The sequence below is a fragment of the Enterococcus sp. DIV0574 genome, from assembly GCF_051711125.1.
Classification (GTDB): Bacteria; Bacillota; Bacilli; order Lactobacillales; family Enterococcaceae; genus Enterococcus_D; species Enterococcus_D gallinarum.
On record NZ_JBIOMA010000001.1, the window covers coordinates 3,317,021 to 3,333,404 of the forward strand.

12 protein-coding genes and 1 tRNA gene are annotated in these 16,384 nt (G+C 34.6%); 4 read left to right on the forward strand and 9 right to left on the reverse strand.

All coding sequences use genetic code 11. The features are described from left to right. Nucleotides 1-287: 287 nt before the first annotated feature. The 6 genes from IGJ45_RS15830 to IGJ45_RS15855 form a co-directional block, all read right to left on the reverse strand. Entirely contained in the window at nt 288-995 is a 708-nt protein-coding gene (locus IGJ45_RS15830) for a hypothetical protein (RefSeq protein WP_347935120.1), read from the reverse strand. Beyond that, nucleotides 996-2,528, reverse strand: coding sequence for a BREX-3 system phosphatase PglZ (gene pglZ, locus IGJ45_RS15835; RefSeq protein WP_409531066.1), 1,533 nt, complete (start codon nt 2,526-2,528; stop codon nt 996-998). It abuts the gene before it with no gap. A 50-nt stretch (nt 2,529-2,578) separates the two neighbouring features. Continuing rightward, nucleotides 2,579-5,356, reverse strand: a complete 2,778-nt coding sequence (locus tag IGJ45_RS15840) for a DNA methyltransferase (protein ID WP_409531065.1) — start codon at nt 5,354-5,356, stop codon at nt 2,579-2,581. 4 nt (nt 5,357-5,360) lie between these two features. After that, nucleotides 5,361-9,080 carry a DUF6079 family protein gene (locus IGJ45_RS15845; RefSeq protein ID WP_347935123.1) on the reverse strand — a complete coding sequence of 1,240 codons (3,720 nt, stop codon included), beginning with the start codon at nt 9,078-9,080 and terminating at the stop codon, nt 5,361-5,363. Between the two features lie 9 nt (nt 9,081-9,089). Next, nucleotides 9,090-9,515 (reverse strand): BREX-3 system P-loop-containing protein BrxF, encoded by a 426-nt coding sequence (gene brxF, locus IGJ45_RS15850; RefSeq protein ID WP_347935124.1) that lies wholly within the window; start codon nt 9,513-9,515, stop codon nt 9,090-9,092. Nucleotides 9,516-9,831: 316 nt separating this feature from the next. Continuing rightward, the gene (locus tag IGJ45_RS15855) at nt 9,832-10,701 is read right to left on the reverse strand and encodes a helix-turn-helix domain-containing protein (protein ID WP_409531064.1); all 870 of its coding nucleotides are present in this window, start codon (nt 10,699-10,701) and stop codon (nt 9,832-9,834) included. A 179-nt stretch (nt 10,702-10,880) separates the two neighbouring features. Here IGJ45_RS15855 and IGJ45_RS15860 point away from each other — a divergent pair, with 179 nt between their 5' ends. The 4 genes from IGJ45_RS15860 to IGJ45_RS15875 all read left to right on the forward strand — a co-directional run bounded on the left by IGJ45_RS15860 (nt 10,881) and on the right by IGJ45_RS15875 (nt 13,956). After that, complete coding sequence (locus IGJ45_RS15860; RefSeq protein ID WP_347935126.1) at nt 10,881-11,231, forward strand: hypothetical protein; 351 nt, start codon at nt 10,881-10,883, stop codon at nt 11,229-11,231. A gap of 203 nt (nt 11,232-11,434) precedes the next feature. Then, nucleotides 11,435-12,280 (forward strand): rolling circle replication-associated protein, encoded by an 846-nt coding sequence (locus tag IGJ45_RS15865; protein ID WP_409531063.1) that lies wholly within the window; start codon nt 11,435-11,437, stop codon nt 12,278-12,280. 39 nt (nt 12,281-12,319) lie between these two features. Further along, the gene (locus IGJ45_RS15870) at nt 12,320-12,595 is read left to right on the forward strand and encodes a helix-turn-helix transcriptional regulator (protein ID WP_002340127.1); all 276 of its coding nucleotides are present in this window, start codon (nt 12,320-12,322) and stop codon (nt 12,593-12,595) included. Nucleotides 12,596-12,660: 65 nt separating this feature from the next. Further along, nucleotides 12,661-13,956, forward strand: coding sequence for a site-specific integrase (locus tag IGJ45_RS15875; protein ID WP_409531062.1), 1,296 nt, complete (start codon nt 12,661-12,663; stop codon nt 13,954-13,956). Nucleotides 13,957-14,509: 553 nt separating this feature from the next. Here IGJ45_RS15875 and IGJ45_RS15880 read toward each other — a convergent pair. The 3 genes from IGJ45_RS15880 to IGJ45_RS15890 form a co-directional block, all read right to left on the reverse strand. Then, nucleotides 14,510-14,583, reverse strand: a tRNA-Ile gene (locus tag IGJ45_RS15880). A 191-nt stretch (nt 14,584-14,774) separates the two neighbouring features. Beyond that, complete coding sequence (locus IGJ45_RS15885) at nt 14,775-15,947, reverse strand: hypothetical protein (protein ID WP_244323468.1); 1,173 nt, start codon at nt 15,945-15,947, stop codon at nt 14,775-14,777. Then, complete coding sequence (locus IGJ45_RS15890; RefSeq protein ID WP_244323467.1) at nt 15,931-16,311, reverse strand: hypothetical protein; 381 nt, start codon at nt 16,309-16,311, stop codon at nt 15,931-15,933. The genes IGJ45_RS15885 and IGJ45_RS15890 overlap by 17 nt, the downstream gene beginning before the upstream one ends. Between the last annotated feature and the right edge of the window lie 73 nt (nt 16,312-16,384).

Sequence of the window (16,384 nt, forward strand, 5' to 3'; positions counted from 1 at the left end):
AGGCTTTAATAGCAACTATTTTTAGAGATTCAAATGATAAAAATTTTATTGACTTTCAAATTATTTGAAAGCAATGGTGTCAATTTTTCAAACAAGTAAACATGCGAGCCGAAATGTTTTATTAGTGTATACTTATTATCGACGAAGAACATATCATATTCACTCACTCTAAACTACATTCTCAAAAATCCATCATACGAATACGAAATTTGATACTCTGATTAGGTTCAAACATCCAAAAAATAACAAACAACATAATTGTTGTTTGCTTTCAATTCATATAATCGTTACTTTAACCCTATGAAAGTATCCGTTCTTTCTCGTAACACATTTAAATCATCAAGACGAACTTCTAATCTGCTAACCTGGTAATCAAACATAAATAATCCCGCTTGATTATTTATAATTTCTAGTGGAAGGTATTCAGCATCTCTATGGGCTAAAATAGAGCGTATCAACACGTTCTTTATAAACTCGTCAGTAATCAGAATTTTGTGATTGGTAATTTCATATACACCAGGCTTGCTCCGCAATAGAAATCCCCAATCAACCAAGGAACCTAAAACCGTCAATAAACCTTTATTCACTGTCTCAGTCATTCCATAAGTGCTACGAACTTCTTCCATAATCGTTTTTGATTGAAAAGTATCCTGCATACGTAGATACTTTCCAATTATATTTATGGTGTCTGAAAAAAATGAAAAAGAATAAAGCAGCATCAAAACTTGCAATGTTTTTTTCTCATCGTAATTTGAAATAGCATATTGTTTTAGTACTTTCTCTTGAAAATCAGAAAGTGGTCTTTGCCCGTTCCCCCATACTTTCATTAAATTGTTTAGAGCTTTTCTGCGGAACGTATCTCCTTTAATTGTTTTGGCAAAGGTCTCATCTAATATTTGATATGCGTCTGTAGGTGAATATTTCAACATTACTTCAGCAGCTTTGTCCAACTCTTCAAATGTCATTACACGAAATAATCCCACCATTTTTTTCATCTATCGACCATCCCTTTTTAAAACTTTTACGAAAGGCACAATTACTTCTTCCATATGCATTCCACCATGGGTCATAATTATTTCACCTTCAGGTACAAATGCAAATTTTTCCTTAGCAATTAACGAAAAATAACCCTTATTCGGTAACGTTACACTCTCCCATTCTATGGTTGATTCAGTGTATAAATCATGTGTATTAGACCTAAGTACTTCGGAGTCATATATCCGAGCACGTTGACCTTTCCCTGTAGCAAGAATACCTTCTTGAATTCGTCCAATCCCAGTTGCCTCCACATTTCCATGGTCAGACGTAATATACACATCATAATCCAAATTCATCAAGTCACTTAACATAGATTCTAAGAATCCCTTCTCAAGCCAAATTCGTAATTCTGATTGAACTGTCTCCAGACCTTGCTTGGCACCATGCATAAATCCATCCACAACATCGATGACACACCCATAGATATCTGTACCCGCGTATCTAAACTCAAGAACGGTATCTTGATAGTCTGTGTGCCCTAAACCCTTCTGATACTTGATTGAATTTTCGAGGAATCCTTTTTCTTTCCAAAATTTACGCCATTGAATTGGCTCCGAGGAAGTTCTGGTAATTGTTTCTGGGAACTCACTAGGTCTTTTTCCAGAAAAAATTGCTTGTCTTGAAACAGAGGTAATAGTCGGAATCATCGCCATGGTTGCCCCGGTTCGGAAATCAAAGCTTTTATTAACTAACCATTTTTCAACAACACTCCATTGAGTAAAGCTCATTCCATCCATAACAATCAAAGCTAATTTTCTACCCGAAATACCTTGTATTCTGTATAAATAATTCAAAATTTGATTTACATAATTTGGCTGTTTTGCCGGAGGGAGGGAAAGATTTCTATCATACTCTTTTTTTAAATACTCTTGAAATTTTTTATTGGCATCATCGACTAATAATTCAAACTCCTCATCCATTCTACGATATAAGCGATGTTCACCAATCAATCTAGCAATCTCGCCCCATTCACGCAAGACCGGAGCTTTTTTATTAAATAGCGTAAGATCTTCGACATAAGGATCAAGTATCATTGAAATGTGTACCTCAGCTTCATGGTAAATCACACGTTCTATAAATTTCATTGAAGAAACATAATTTTGTCTTGTTGTTAAACTTTGCTGGGCATTGTATAATTGCTCCCATTTTTCAATATCTAGCTCTTTCACAGCTTTACTATCCAGGAAGGGAAATATATCAGCAATTCCAATAGATTCCCGAAATGCCTTTTGATACACGTCCCAAGGAACCTCTTGAAAACCAGTATCTACTAAGCGAATAAGTAGTGTTCCATCAAATTTTCTACCGAATTTAGTTTCGTATGTATAACGAAAATGAACTGGATCTCCATAAGTTATTACAGAAACATCTAACTCAGACAATTCGACCTTAACATTATCTATCATCAATAATCCATCGTCATCTCTTACAAGATAAATCTTTTTCTGCGGGAACCTGTCTGTAATCTCGTTTATCCAGTTCATTTTCATCACTTCCTCTATGTGTAGAATCTATCAAGTTTCTTTATCATTAGTATTTGCTACATTTCTGTTCGCATTAAAGCATTATCATAGTACATCAAGAGCTTATCGTCTTCTTGGATTACTTTTTCTGGTAGACGCTCACCCACTGTTACGATAGTTTGATATTCTTTTTCTGTCCACGCCTTCTTAAAACCAACACGGATTGCTTCTGTACGGAATGCTTTTAATTTCTTCTTGCTATTATTGATTTCATCAAGATAATGGCCAAACTCACGCAATAAACTCTTCTCTCGCAGTTTTTCCAAATCAGCTTGTTGATTAGGATTTGGCACATACCACCGATTTTTTGCTTTTTCTCTTAATAAAGCATCATCTTTTTCTAAGCCACGTAAATCATGATAATTTTTTGTCAAATAGGTACTAATTTGATTGGGTACTGCCCCATTTCCATCATAGTATAAAAAGTTTTGTGCTAACAACTCATCGAGCTCAGGTAATTCTTCATACTTTGCAATATGCTGAATCTCTTTCATAAATTGCGGATGGATATCTTGTCGAGATTGTGGCTTTTTCATTAATTGTTGACGAATCCATTCAATAGCACTATTTTCATCAGATACAAATAGCGATAATTGAGCAAACTCTTTTGCAAGAATTCGTTTTTTATCATATTCTGCCACTTGAGAGTCTAAAAAAGCCATGCCATCACGCATCGGATAACGACTAGCAATACCTGATTGAAAGTCAGCAGAAGAAACTGGAACTGGTAGACCTTGCTGAACATGATAGGCAACCATTCTATCAAATAGAATACGTGGTGTTCGCTCGGATATGATTACCGCATCACCTTTGTCTCCCATAAATACTGGAAGGTTTGATAAGTGTTGTGTAACAAACGTCCAAGCTGATTCCACATTATTACGTTGTGCCTTCATTTTCTCAATATTCTCTTCAGTAGGCTTATAAGCAGAAATTACTAAGTCCTGCTTTACTGCCGTCGTCGTGGTAACTGCCTTAAAGCTTCCCTGCTTTTTATCCAATGCGGCGACATTTGCGACTATAAAGCCTGCATTTTGAATGGCTTCCTGAATTGAGTTCCAAACATTTGCTTTTGAATTACTAAATTCAACTGTCATCCATCTTCCCGGTTTCAAAACTCTATACAATTCACTAAAACATCTGCTCATCAGATATTTGTAATCACCAATTGCTTTATTCTGCATGTTATTCATTATTGCTTCTTGAGAATTATTTGTGAATAAGTTCATCCATGATTCTGAAGAATAGTTCAATTCAGAATACATCAGATTTGCACCAAAGGGAGGATCAACAAATATATAATCAATACTATTCCTTCGAATATTTCTTAAATCAGTTGTACTTTGATTTGACACAACACATGAGTTTTGAATACCATCAATCACTGCTATCATACTCTTCGTTTTAGATTTTATTGCATCCAGAACTGGTCTTTCGCCGTTTAAACTAGGAATATACAACGTGCCGCTAACAAACCCAAATGAAAATACTCCGCCTTTATCAAGTAACCTTGGAACATTCACTTTTACCATTTTAGTCGAGTATGAATTACTGCTCCTTAGAATATTCAAGAACTCACCAAAATACTTAGTACCTCTAATTTTTTCATAAAAAACAGACATTACGATAAGGTTTCTCTTGGAATAGAGCTGAAACACATGTCGAATTCCAGATTTTTTTAATCTATCCGTCTCGTCACCAGCTATTATCGCATTTATAGGTACAAACCCAGCAATATCATAATCTTCAATTCTTTTTTGTAATTCAAAATCAAACTGAGTTGGTCGCTTATTAATCTTTTGTGATCCATTTGAATAATTTATTAAAACTTGCTCTTGTTTAGGAACATTAATCACTTGGGATAATATATTATCAAACTTCGATACAAATACTTGCTTCATATCTTTTTTTGTAACGATTGCTTTACAAAAAGGGCAGGACATTTCTTTTTTCATTTCTTTATTGTCCATATCAACAGCTATATCCCAAAAGACAAGCTCATTATCACAGTTGGGACAAAGAAAAACATCACTCCAAACTGAATAATTTATCGGAACAATATTCCCATCTTTATCCTCGGTCATAAAAAGCCAAGATGTTTCTTTATTAAGTTCAGCTAAAATACTTTCACTCTTGTTTTTAAAATCTTCACTGCATATATTCTCATTATAACTATTTGAGATTAAGCTTGCTGCAGGAGAGAGTTCCGTCAGAACGGAGTGTCTTTCTCCTAATTGAGAAAAAACTTCATTTGAATCATCGAAAATTTCATTTTTTTCATTTACATAGTAACCTAATTTTTCTACTTCTTCTCTACTATTTGTATATTTTGTAGCTACACCAGTCATCCCTGTACCTGAAAAACCGTCTAAAATAATATCACCTGGATTCGTGTAATGCAAGATGTATCTCATCACTGCTTTATGGGGTACCTTTGTATGGTAGCTATGGATATTATAAATACGGTCACTCTTTCCTTCACTAACATCAGATGTAAAAGGTTCGCGATGATATTCATTGCCGGGCTTATCAGCACTCCATTCATCAATTAAATCTGAAATCCAGGGATTCGGGCAGGCTGTGTAGAATGGCGGATTAGATAATTCAATAATATTCTCATCATTTCCTATTGGAAAGCCTTCAATTCCCCTCAAATCAGGAAGTTTTTTTCTCAGTTCCTCCCGGAAATACTCTCGACGAGCATCATCGTTTTCAAATTCCATCCCGAGAACTGTCACTCTTTTATTTTCCTTTTGTTCAGAATCAAAAGACAATTGTTCATTTTCTAATGACATCTACTCACCTCTTAAACATAATTCTAACTTTATTTTTCTCTTTGCCTTCAGTTAGCTCTGCAATCAATTGACGGATACGTCCTTCTAGTTCATTAACTGACATTGGACTACCATCTCCCATCGCTTTAACCAGCTCCGCTTCAGTTATTTCGACCTTCTCAAAGCCTTTAAACAAATTATTTATGGTATTCAAGAATTGAGGACTAACCGGAAATGTTAATTCTTTTGTAGCAATGAATTGATTAATTTCTACTTTTTCTTCATTATTCAAGAGTTCCCGATTCTCAACAATGTCTCCCTGTTGTAAGCTACTTACAAGAATCTCCATCCAATTTTCATAAATTCCAGTTAACTTTTCTTTACCATTAGATACAACCAATTTAGAATTCCGATCAGTTTTTCCAATTTCGAAATTACAATGAGTACATGTCGGATATTGTTCTAGTTCAGCTTTTGTTAGTGAAAAACAAGCTCTTGCAGCACGTAGCTCTCGGACCCAATCAATAAGCTGTTGACCCGGAAGAATGTCGATATTGGCCTTTAGTGTAGCTAATACATCTGCCTCAACTGAATTAAGTAGCGCATCACGATTAATTTCCTCTTTACTTGTTAATCGAGATTTCTGATGAATATCATAATATTCATCTATATAGTGCTCTTTAATTTCTTTCAAGTCATCCATTTGCGACTTGAATCCAGCACCTTTCTTCACGGCTTCAACGACAGCATTAATCGCTTCTTGGGCATTCTTTGTCCAATCACTCTCAAGGCCATAGTTGTAAGTAGCCTGTGTAATGTATGTCACTAGTGTACCGACTTCGTCAACGTCTTTCTTCATCTGTTCAATTGAATCAATTAATTTCTTGTTTTCTTCTTGTTCTGAGATTTCAATAACGCTAGCCGAAAAGTTTTTCATTTTAGCAACGGTATTATACCGTTGGACTTTTTCACAAAAATCTTTATAAGAAGTGAGTCTCATAATTGTATCTTGTCGAGTATTTGCATCCATAACTTCTGTGCCGCCAATAGAAAAACCTTTCTTGACCATCTCAATAGTATTTAAGGTATGACTCACTTCTTCAATTGACTTGCTGCTAAGGCGCCTAATATATCCTTCTAGAATCTTTTCATCAAAGTTTGGGGCGTACTCATCAAATAGATTTAGTACCGCATTGATTTCATTAATTGGAAGACCAGATGGCTTTTTGATATAGTCGAAATTAGACAATACCTCGATATTTTCGGCAGCAAACTCTCGATAATTCATTGCTGTATAGTTCGTTCCAGCTACGCTTATCTCTAATTTTCCTGCATAAAGAAGCGCCCCAATCACGACAACTACTAATTCGGGCTCCAATTTAAACTCTTTTGAAAGTCGTCTATCACCTGTACCGCGTAAGGCGTCTTGATCATATATTTCCTTATTATTAACCACCTTGCCGTTACCTTTTTCTTCTAGCATTTCCAAAATCCATCGTGAAAAGCCAGAATTAGAAATGGATTCGGCAGTGACTTTCCCAGTGCTATCTTCCATAACCAAGCCGTTCAGTATGGCTTCCCCAGTTTTTGTTGAACGTCCATTTAAGAATTGCAAGGCATCACTTGCGGAAGTTTTGATATTATCATTTGTTAGATATCCTGGCTTATATTCTTTAAAGGTTGGATAATCTGGGTATTTCTCTTGAAAGGCATCATTCAAGAACTCTGCAGAAGCATAGTTGACCATTGCTTTCAAAGTATCTTCTTGCGGAAGGAACATTCCAAAATCAGAAAGATATCCTTCTTTACCTTTATAAACCACCTTGAATACATCTACAAAATGTTCGAACAGCCATTTATTCAATTGCTTATAGTAGCTATCATACTTAGCTTTAAATAAAGGTTTTTGAGCTTGTGTTGTTTCAATGTACTGCTCTTTTGCTGCAGCATATTTTCGTAATGTCTTTTCAAAGTAATCGTCTTCTAAATTAAGTTTGAAGAAGACTTCATCCGAGCGCTTCTCATCTTTATAGTTTACGGTATTAAATGGTCGTAACATGTAAATGTAAAAATCTCTCTCTGGTTGCGCTGTAGATCGCTCATTGGGAGAACCCAAGAAAAGATATCCTTTTCGCATTACTCGGCGTTGTTCCCAAGGAAGCTCATATGACCAAATCTTATAACCAGAAATATAAGTAAGATCATCCAAAGCAATCGCATTTTGTAATAAATCAAAATAGTAGCGGTCCATTGTGTCCGCTTCAATAATTTCAGCACGATCTGCAATCAAACTATCTACATCAATATCCTTTTTCAAATCTAGATAATATTGTGCATTGACTTCATTTACTGAAATATATTGATAGCTAACGGTTTCCATAATTGTCTTAATAGCCACATCTATATTTGTTTTCAAAAATCCAGCAGGATCAGGATCTTCAAGCAGCATATCCATCTGACCAGGAATTGTTAGAAAAAGGTCATCTTTCAATTCATCAGAAGTCATCCCTACCTTAGAATAGATATCATCAGTAGTTAGACGATTCAATGCCATAGCATTCACTATACGAATAGACATTTTTTGATAGCGTCTTTTTGTTGAAGGAAAGGCACTATTGATTCTATCCTTCAAAATTGATACTTTATCCATCACTTCTCGAACTTCAGGAATTGTCTTATAAGATGGGTCTTCCTCAATGTATGTCCAATAACTATCATAGGAAACTAATCCTGGATCATCTATCGGCACTTCGTGATTAATAATCTTCTTCATTTCATTGGTAATGGTTTTTAATGCTATCCGTTTTTCAATATTATGAACATTCTCAAATGTCGATAAATATGCTGGATGAATTGGAAACAACTCAACATATGTTTCTATATTCTCACTTAGTCGGTCATAGAGCTTAGAAAACTCCGTTAAGTGTTCACGAATTTTAGCTTTTTGTAAATCATTTTTCTTAAGTAATCGTTGTGAAATAACATAGGCAATATCTTCTTTTACAATACGTACTTGCTCAAAACGTTCCTTTACCCGTCGCAGTGGATCCGCTACATAATAGAAACGTGGATTATCGAATAGCATCTCCTGAATCCCGGCCATAAACCTAAAGCGGCTATCATACGCTACTTCACCTAACTCACGTAAGAACCCTAAATCCAATGTCATTTCTAACTCTTTACGTGAACGAAGATAATCCAGAAGTTCGTCAACGACTACTAATAACCCTTTTTCTGGATATTTTGTATTAAAGGCATCCATCATTTCCAGTAGCCATTCTTTATTATTGGTTAACTTCGAATCATCTTCTGGAAATTCAAAGTTGACATCCATTTCAATAAAGCCTTTTTCGAGTTGTGAAATAATAATATCTTTGAACGGGCGATCTACCCCACCAATCTCAAACCTGATTACCTTGAATTGTCCTTCAATTTGTTTAGCGTGCTCAGCTACTTCTTTATTTGCAATATGCTTACTAGCACCTTCATACTCAGCAATTGTTGAGATCACTGACATCAAATGTGACTTACCTGAGCCATAGTTACCAACGACCAATAATCCCTTGTTGTCCTCTGGTCTAGTGTATTGTAGTTGCTTAAAAATAATTTCATTAATTGTTTCTGCCATGCGATCTGAGATTACGTATGTATCCAACAGGTGCATTGCCTTTTCTGTTGAATTTGCGTCTGTTAATTGGATGACTGAATCAATTGGTTCAAAATTTACTAATTCTTTATACAGCATTTTCTTCTCCTATCCAAAAAATAATTGATCTTCTTTCATTTCAATTCGGCGGTATTCCTTGTGCCCAGGTTTTGCATATATGAGAGTGGTCCCTTCAACATCATAATGCCATGCAATCAAAACAATTTTTATCTTACTTAGTTCTAGCAATAAATCCATAAAGTTGACACCTAATTCTGGATTCATTATCAATTCAAAGTTATCAAACAGAACAACTTCTTCTGAAGAATGTTCTATTATTCCTTTGATAAAATCAGAAGCAACCAGATACCAACTTCGCCGACTCTTTTCCAGAAGTAATTCGCTTAAAGGTAGGTTCAATTTTACGAATTCCACTCTATCCATATTAATTTCTTTACCTTGGCTAGATACTACCACTCCTAACTTTTGGTATTGTTTTTTTAAATGGGAAATAAATACCCCTATATCATCCATTATCTACAATCTCCTTTTGAAAAAATTAGTGTATTTATGAACACTTTAATAGACAAAGACGAAACAATATCCGCGATATTTCAAAACAACCTGATTGATTTTCGCTAATAGAAAATAATGTCTTATCGTCTTTTCACAATTAAAAAAACTGAAATATACCTTATGTTAACTATCAGTGATTATACCATGCAAATGTAAGCATACAATTTTTTTGAAATAATCTGACGGGGAATATTAAGCCAATTTATAGCCCTATTTATTATCGGTTCAGTCTCAATTGATCCCCTAGCGACATATCATCAATCCCTAATTTAAATTAATTATACTTTTCAAACCAATCCTCAAGCTGATCAGCACTAATTTTATTGGACAGATTAATTAACGCTGGTCTTAACGTCTGAATCGTTTCTACCAACTCTTTCCCACCAAACAATCCTGTAAATGCCCTATCTGTCAACTCTTCAGATAAATGATTGATTAATTCGCTGGTTTTTTGTTGATCTGCCAAGATATTTATTAGTTTTCCCACTAAATACCGATCTTCAAAATTACTATCCGCAAAAAAATCGTACTTATTGACTTCTCGATTCACCATTTTAATCATATCATCTTTTTTTTCATAATTAAATTCGCCAGCTACATCCATGTATTCGATGATACCACTCGTAATAACGGTGACTGCTTCGTCTTTTTTCGCATCGGATAGTTCACTGACAAATGGTAGGTTCTCAATCTCATTGGATGTCAATTTTTGGATTTCTTCCTTGATAACCTCTTGTTGCAACTCATAAAAATAATCGTCAATGAATTCTTCGCAAGGGTACCCGACTTCATTTTCCCAATCTGGATTTTTATATTCACCAGTATAAAATTCTTCTTTGATCTTTCGAACAACTTCGGGATGTTCTTGAACAATCGCTGCCTGTCCTTTCAATCGCAAGTAGTCTGCGATATATTCTTCAATGTCCCCAAAATAAAACCAACCTACAGGTTTTCCGCTGATGCTGGACAACTGATTAATGACACTTTCAGGGGCTAACGCATATCCTTGAACATAAGAACTGATCGTTGGCTTCTTTAAACCTAATCGATTTCCTAATTCTGTAAAAGAGAGATTCATTCCCTCTTTGATTTCTTTGATCCTTTGTCCCACCTTCACTTTATCAGGTTGCACTAAACCAAACATATTCTGCTTCCTCCCTGTCACTTTTTTTCTATTATACCACTCGTATAAAATTTCGTATATATTTTTTATAAAAATCTCTTGACTTCGTATAAATAAACGTATAAAATATAAATCGTAGATGGCCATCTATTTTTTTAAAACCAACGTATAAATTTTCGTATATAACAAGGAGGGCTATTATGCCAATTAAAATCAACGATCTCATGTTACCAAAAGAAAAACTCGAAAAAGAATACCAAGTCGTTAATGTCTCTCGCTGGCAAAAGGATGGCGAAATTCTAGGTTGGAGCTATGAATGCCTCCTACCCAAACTTCGCTACGAAAAAATCAGCGTGAAAGTCAAGTCGGAAAATCCAGTCATTACAAAAGAAGAATTGGATCAACAGGGATTAGCCGTTGTAACCTTTTCGAATTTAGTCATTAGTCCGTGGGGGCGTGTGAATGGTCAATTTATCAGCTATGGCTTATCAGCAACGGCAGATTCGACAACCTTGATTCCGAAAAAACAAGGGTCCACTACGCAAAACTAATTTTCCTATGAGTTTGTTGGGTGGTTAGGACGAAATGGCGGGGCAGCGCCACAGAGCCGTTTCTGTCCGTTAAGACCGCCCAATAAACTCATAAGCTGGAAGGACTGCTGGCAGCCCTTCCCCTTAACTTGATTTATAGAACAACATCAGGCGAAAAATGATGGTTCTTTGACAACTGTATATACATCAAGGAGTGATGATTTTTGAAAGCTTATAATCAAAAAATCATTGAAACTCCCACGTACCTTGAAATTTATGATTATGAAGCAATCATTACTCCTAAACAAAAATCAGACAAAAATGAAACCAATCCAAAACGAAAAAAAGAATTAGCTTGGCTTTATGAAGAAGAAAATCCAACTAGCGATAAAAGAAAAAACTATGATGAATTATCTGCTCAAGGACAATACGACAGCTTAAAACGAAAACAAAAATACTATCAAAATATGCGTTTTGAAATTGCCCGACTCGTAGATATGAACTTTGACAATCAGACAAAATTTTTAACCCTCACTTTCAGAGAAAACATTCAAGACATTGCCTATGCGAATAATGAATTCAAAAAATTTATCAAACGACTAAACTACGAACTCTATCACATAAAAAAAGCACAACTAAAATACCTAGCCACGTGGGAAAAACAAGAACGAGGTGCTATCCATTACCATATCATTTTATTTGATTTTCCCTTTATCTCTATCAATCGCCTTACAACCATCTGGGGACATGGATTTATCAAAATCAACAAGATTGATGTAGATAGCATCGAAAATCGCGGGCGCTATATTAGTAAATACTTTGATAAGGACTTAGATTTGAAAGAGCATAAGAAGAAGGCATTCTTCAAATCCCGTAACCTAAAAGTACCCAGCGTCACAAAGCAACTCGTGGATCAACCTTTTGACATCACAAATCAAGAGGTACTTTATACCAGTGAATATCTTGTAAGACGTCCAATATTTTACAGTGCGATAAATGAAGGTGGGAATCCAGAACAAGTGATGGATTTTCAAGAAAGCACTGTTCGCTATACCAAGATAAAAAAATAATTCATTATTCCCTACGCAAAATTCAAAGGAAGTGAGAATATGACCGAAATGAAAATTTTACTCAGTGATGATCAGATGGGCATCATTTCTACTCAACTATCTGATTTAATCACAACTGAAATCGAAAAAATCAAGACACAGGAAAACCTGCAACACCGCTATATGAATAAAAAACAAACTTGTAACTATCTACAAGTTTCCAATAATACGTTAGATGGCTGGATTAAAGAGGGCTTGCCCCTTATTCAAATCCACGGTTCAAATAGATTTGACCGTATCGCCATTGATCAATGGCTTGCAAGCCTAGCAAAATAATTCCGACATCGTTATACTCCATATATAGTATTTGATTTCGGCTCGCAAACTCGGAGGGAAATACTATGGCAATTAGCAAAACAGAAAATGAGACTTACCGTTTACGGCTTTACTATCCACAAGATATCCAAGAGATGATAGGTGTAAACAAACTTTATTCCAAAACTTTCAAAACTAGAAAGGAGGCAAAAGCAGCAGAAATCGATTTTTATGCCAAGATTAAAGCGCTACGGGAAAACAAAGAAAAGAATGCTTTTGAACTAGGTGGCGAAGCACTGTTCAAAGATTTCTATGAAGATATCTGGATTGATGCTTATATAGCTGGTTTAACTTCTCGAAACACGAAGTCTCCTACTCCTGTCACAATTGCGAATACAAAAGATATTTTCCGACTTCACATCTTACCCATGTTCGGAAAATACACGTTGAACTATCTGAATCAAAACAAAGCCTTTGTTTTAAAAATTATGACACAAAAGGCTGCCGAATACGCAAACTTCAAAATACTACGTAGCTACGTTAATTCTATTTTCGATTGGGCGGAAGAGCTTGAATACATTGAACGGAATAAACTAGAAAAATCGCTCAAACGGATTAACGCTACTAAGAAAAACCAATTGCAAGAAGCTAAAAAAGAAGAAGATTTATACCTCTCCTTTGAACAACTTCAAGAATGGCTAACTGCCGTCCAAAACGATTATGAAAGTGGGCAACTGACTTTACAGGACTATGTATTATTTCTGACTACCTTCTTTTTATCTGATCGCAAATCAGAAACTTATGCCATCAAATGGAAGAACGTGAATTTCACTACTTCCCAGATTACGATTGGTAAAGCCTTGGATAAATTTGGCAATGAAAAAAGCACAAAAGGGAATAAAACGACAATTTTCCATATTCCAAATGAACTAAAGCAATTACTTCAACAGTGGAAAGTCCAACAAAAAGAAGAACTATCTCAATTTGAAATCGAACAAACCGAAGAACAGCTACTCTTTACCTTCTTTGATGATAAAGGGAATATCAATCAAAGACTTCATACAGATTATTTGAACTACCGTATGAAATCCATTGAGCGACGACATAAGCACCTTACCCATGCGACTCCACATAAGTTACGGCATACTGGGGCAACTTTATCCAAACAATCTGGTGTGGCTCTGGAACAGATTTCTGAGGCATTGACGCACAGTGATACCAACATTACCAGAACCTATGTGAATACACCAAATGTGATTCAAATGCCCATTGGAGAAATTGCCTATCGTAAATTGTCTCAAAAAGAGTCAGACCGGAATGGTGTCAACAATGGTGTCAACTCAAAAAAAGACGCTTCGCAAAGTGAATTGCGAAACGCCTGAAAGTACTGATATGAAGCTTTTTTTAACGCTTAGAGAATTGAGAAGCTTTACGTGCTTTCTTAAGACCTGGTTTTTAATCCGGTTATCTTCTAACCAATTCTGAACATCTCTAAATATTGATATAATAAGATTTTTGTGGTTTTAACTTTTCTAACATATGCCATTTTACCCTAAAAAGTATGGTCAAAGTATGGTCATTTTAAACAATATAGTGTTCTCAGTAAAATATTCTGGGAATACATCATAGCTAAACAAAAAAACTCCTACTTGATTAAACTCAACAAATTTATGACGGTTTTCTAATCAATAATATCTATTAAATAGTAATCATGATAGAATATAAAAATCGAAGAGTATCAGACACACTTCCCCAAGCATTACCGCCTGATACTCCTCGTAGAGTATTGCACGCACCTACTAATCTATAGTATAAACATAGTTACTACAAGTAAAGTAACTTTTGAATACAAACAAAAAAAGCTTCCCACTCATAATTGAGTAAGGAAACTTTTTTGTGTTCTCTTTCTGTTCGCATGGACTTGATAATATACTATGTACCCTGTAGGACTCGAACCTACGACCGGACGGTTATGAGCCGTCTGCTCTCACCAACTGAGCTAAAGGTACAAAAATACCTACCTCTGAAGAGGTAGGTATTCGTGAAAGAAGGTCAAAATGAAAAAATCTCAGCTGAGTATATTTTAAAACGTGATTTCGCAATTTTCAATACTTATTTTAACAAAATAGACGTTTTTTATAGCTTTTATAGAAACAAAAATACCCACTCGTAGAGTGGGATGGGGTGGAAAGAAAATACGTTATTGAGTAAAAGAATTTAATGTATACTTTATTTTCATTTTGTTGGTATCAATATCAGTAGTTTGTTCTTTAGTAATATGAGCATGAATACTTTTGGAAACGATAATCTGCATCTCAGAAGTCTTTATTTTCTTAAATAACTGTCTTTCAAATGTACCAGAAATATCTCCTTGTACTAGAGATCTAATTTTGAAATAATTTTTACTTATATTTGCAGCCAAAACCTCTCCCTCTATCTCAATGTCCTCAGTTAACACATTTCTTTTCTCAATCAGATTATTCACTTTCGAAAGCATGACATCTAAATTTCTTTTTATATTTGCCGATTTTTTTATGTTACCTAATTTTACTTGATTGGAAATTAAATCAATTGATAAATCATTTTCTTCAATTATTTTGTACAACTTATCAGTTTCTTCAATGAGCTTTCTTTCATTTAATAGTTCTTCTTCATCGTACATTGGTACATAATTCAAATTATCCACAAAATCAATTAGTTCAGAAAAAGATGCCTCATCAGTGAATAATCCCGTTTGTTGTTCTTTTTCTAATTCAAACTCAAGTTTAAGTGATCCTTTTGAAGGTGCAGACATCAAGAGTGTTTTCACGGTTCCAAACTCTGCGTGTCTGTTACTTATATTTTGCCATGTACTTCTTATAAATTCTAAAGCACTATAAACAATATCAATATTTAATGAACTACTATTTTCTTTATTTTTTATGCGTAATGTCAATTGATCATTAGCATAAACATTTGGAAAATAACTTTTATAATTATTTCTTATGTCTTCAAAATTTAGTTTATTCACAAACTCAAACTCTATTGGATACTTTTCTAAAGGCAATGCCTCGCTAACATCCTCATTAAAGATGTTCACATATTCATTTAAATTATTGACAGCAAAAGAATCATTATTTATCACAACAAATTTCAATTTAGACTTCTTTTTAAGATAATGAAGAATATCATATCCATTAGGATTACTAAATAAGTAATTAATATCAGAAGCAGATAGCTCACTGAAAAAATATACATCGTCATTTATAGAATAGAATAAATAGTAATTACTATTTTTCCGACTTTGAGAAATGAAAAACAATGGAAAATCATAATAGTCAAAAATGAAAATATATTCCATATCTGAAAATATTAGGTTATTCATCTTTTCCATTTTCCTCCTTCGTTAAGTCGGCAAAAATATCAATGTTCCTGTACTCCCATAAATTAAGATGGCCTGACTTTTCTTCTAAAGCTCCTACCCCGTAATCCTTGATGATTGCAACAGGTTTAATAGAGTGTGTTCTAAATTTTTTTCTATATCTTTTTTTTAAACTTTCTGCATGTTTATAACTATCAAAAAAAGATAATGCCATAGCTTCACATAATTTATGATCCGGAAAACTTTTTCCAGATTCAAAATGAGTCAAAAAATCTTCTTTGCAGAAGCTTTCTCCCTTACATAGTCTGAAAAAAACTCCATCAATTGGGATAGCCTCGGCTGGAGGACAGCTTTCTGGATAATCATCAAATTTCAACAATTAATATCCCCACTTTTACTTTTTTATCTGCTAATTAAATTAAAACAAAAGGAAGTCTGAAAAACAAGAG

Coding starts and splice junctions, on each gene's coding strand:
- IGJ45_RS15830 (WP_347935120.1), bottom strand. CDS start 995: ATGAAAAAAATGGTGGGATTATTTCGTGTAATGACATTTGAAGAGTTG.
- pglZ (WP_409531066.1), bottom strand. CDS start 2,528: ATGAAAATGAACTGGATAAACGAGATTACAGACAGGTTCCCGCAGAAA.
- IGJ45_RS15840 (WP_409531065.1), bottom strand. CDS start 5,356: ATGTCATTAGAAAATGAACAATTGTCTTTTGATTCTGAACAAAAGGAA.
- IGJ45_RS15845 (WP_347935123.1), bottom strand. CDS start 9,080: ATGCTGTATAAAGAATTAGTAAATTTTGAACCAATTGATTCAGTCATC.
- brxF (WP_347935124.1), bottom strand. CDS start 9,515: ATGGATGATATAGGGGTATTTATTTCCCATTTAAAAAAACAATACCAA.
- IGJ45_RS15855 (WP_409531064.1), bottom strand. CDS start 10,701: ATGTTTGGTTTAGTGCAACCTGATAAAGTGAAGGTGGGACAAAGGATC.
- IGJ45_RS15860 (WP_347935126.1), top strand. CDS start 10,881: ATGCCAATTAAAATCAACGATCTCATGTTACCAAAAGAAAAACTCGAA.
- IGJ45_RS15870 (WP_002340127.1), top strand. CDS start 12,320: ATGACCGAAATGAAAATTTTACTCAGTGATGATCAGATGGGCATCATT.
- IGJ45_RS15875 (WP_409531062.1), top strand. CDS start 12,661: ATGGCAATTAGCAAAACAGAAAATGAGACTTACCGTTTACGGCTTTAC.
- IGJ45_RS15885 (WP_244323468.1), bottom strand. CDS start 15,947: ATGGAAAAGATGAATAACCTAATATTTTCAGATATGGAATATATTTTC.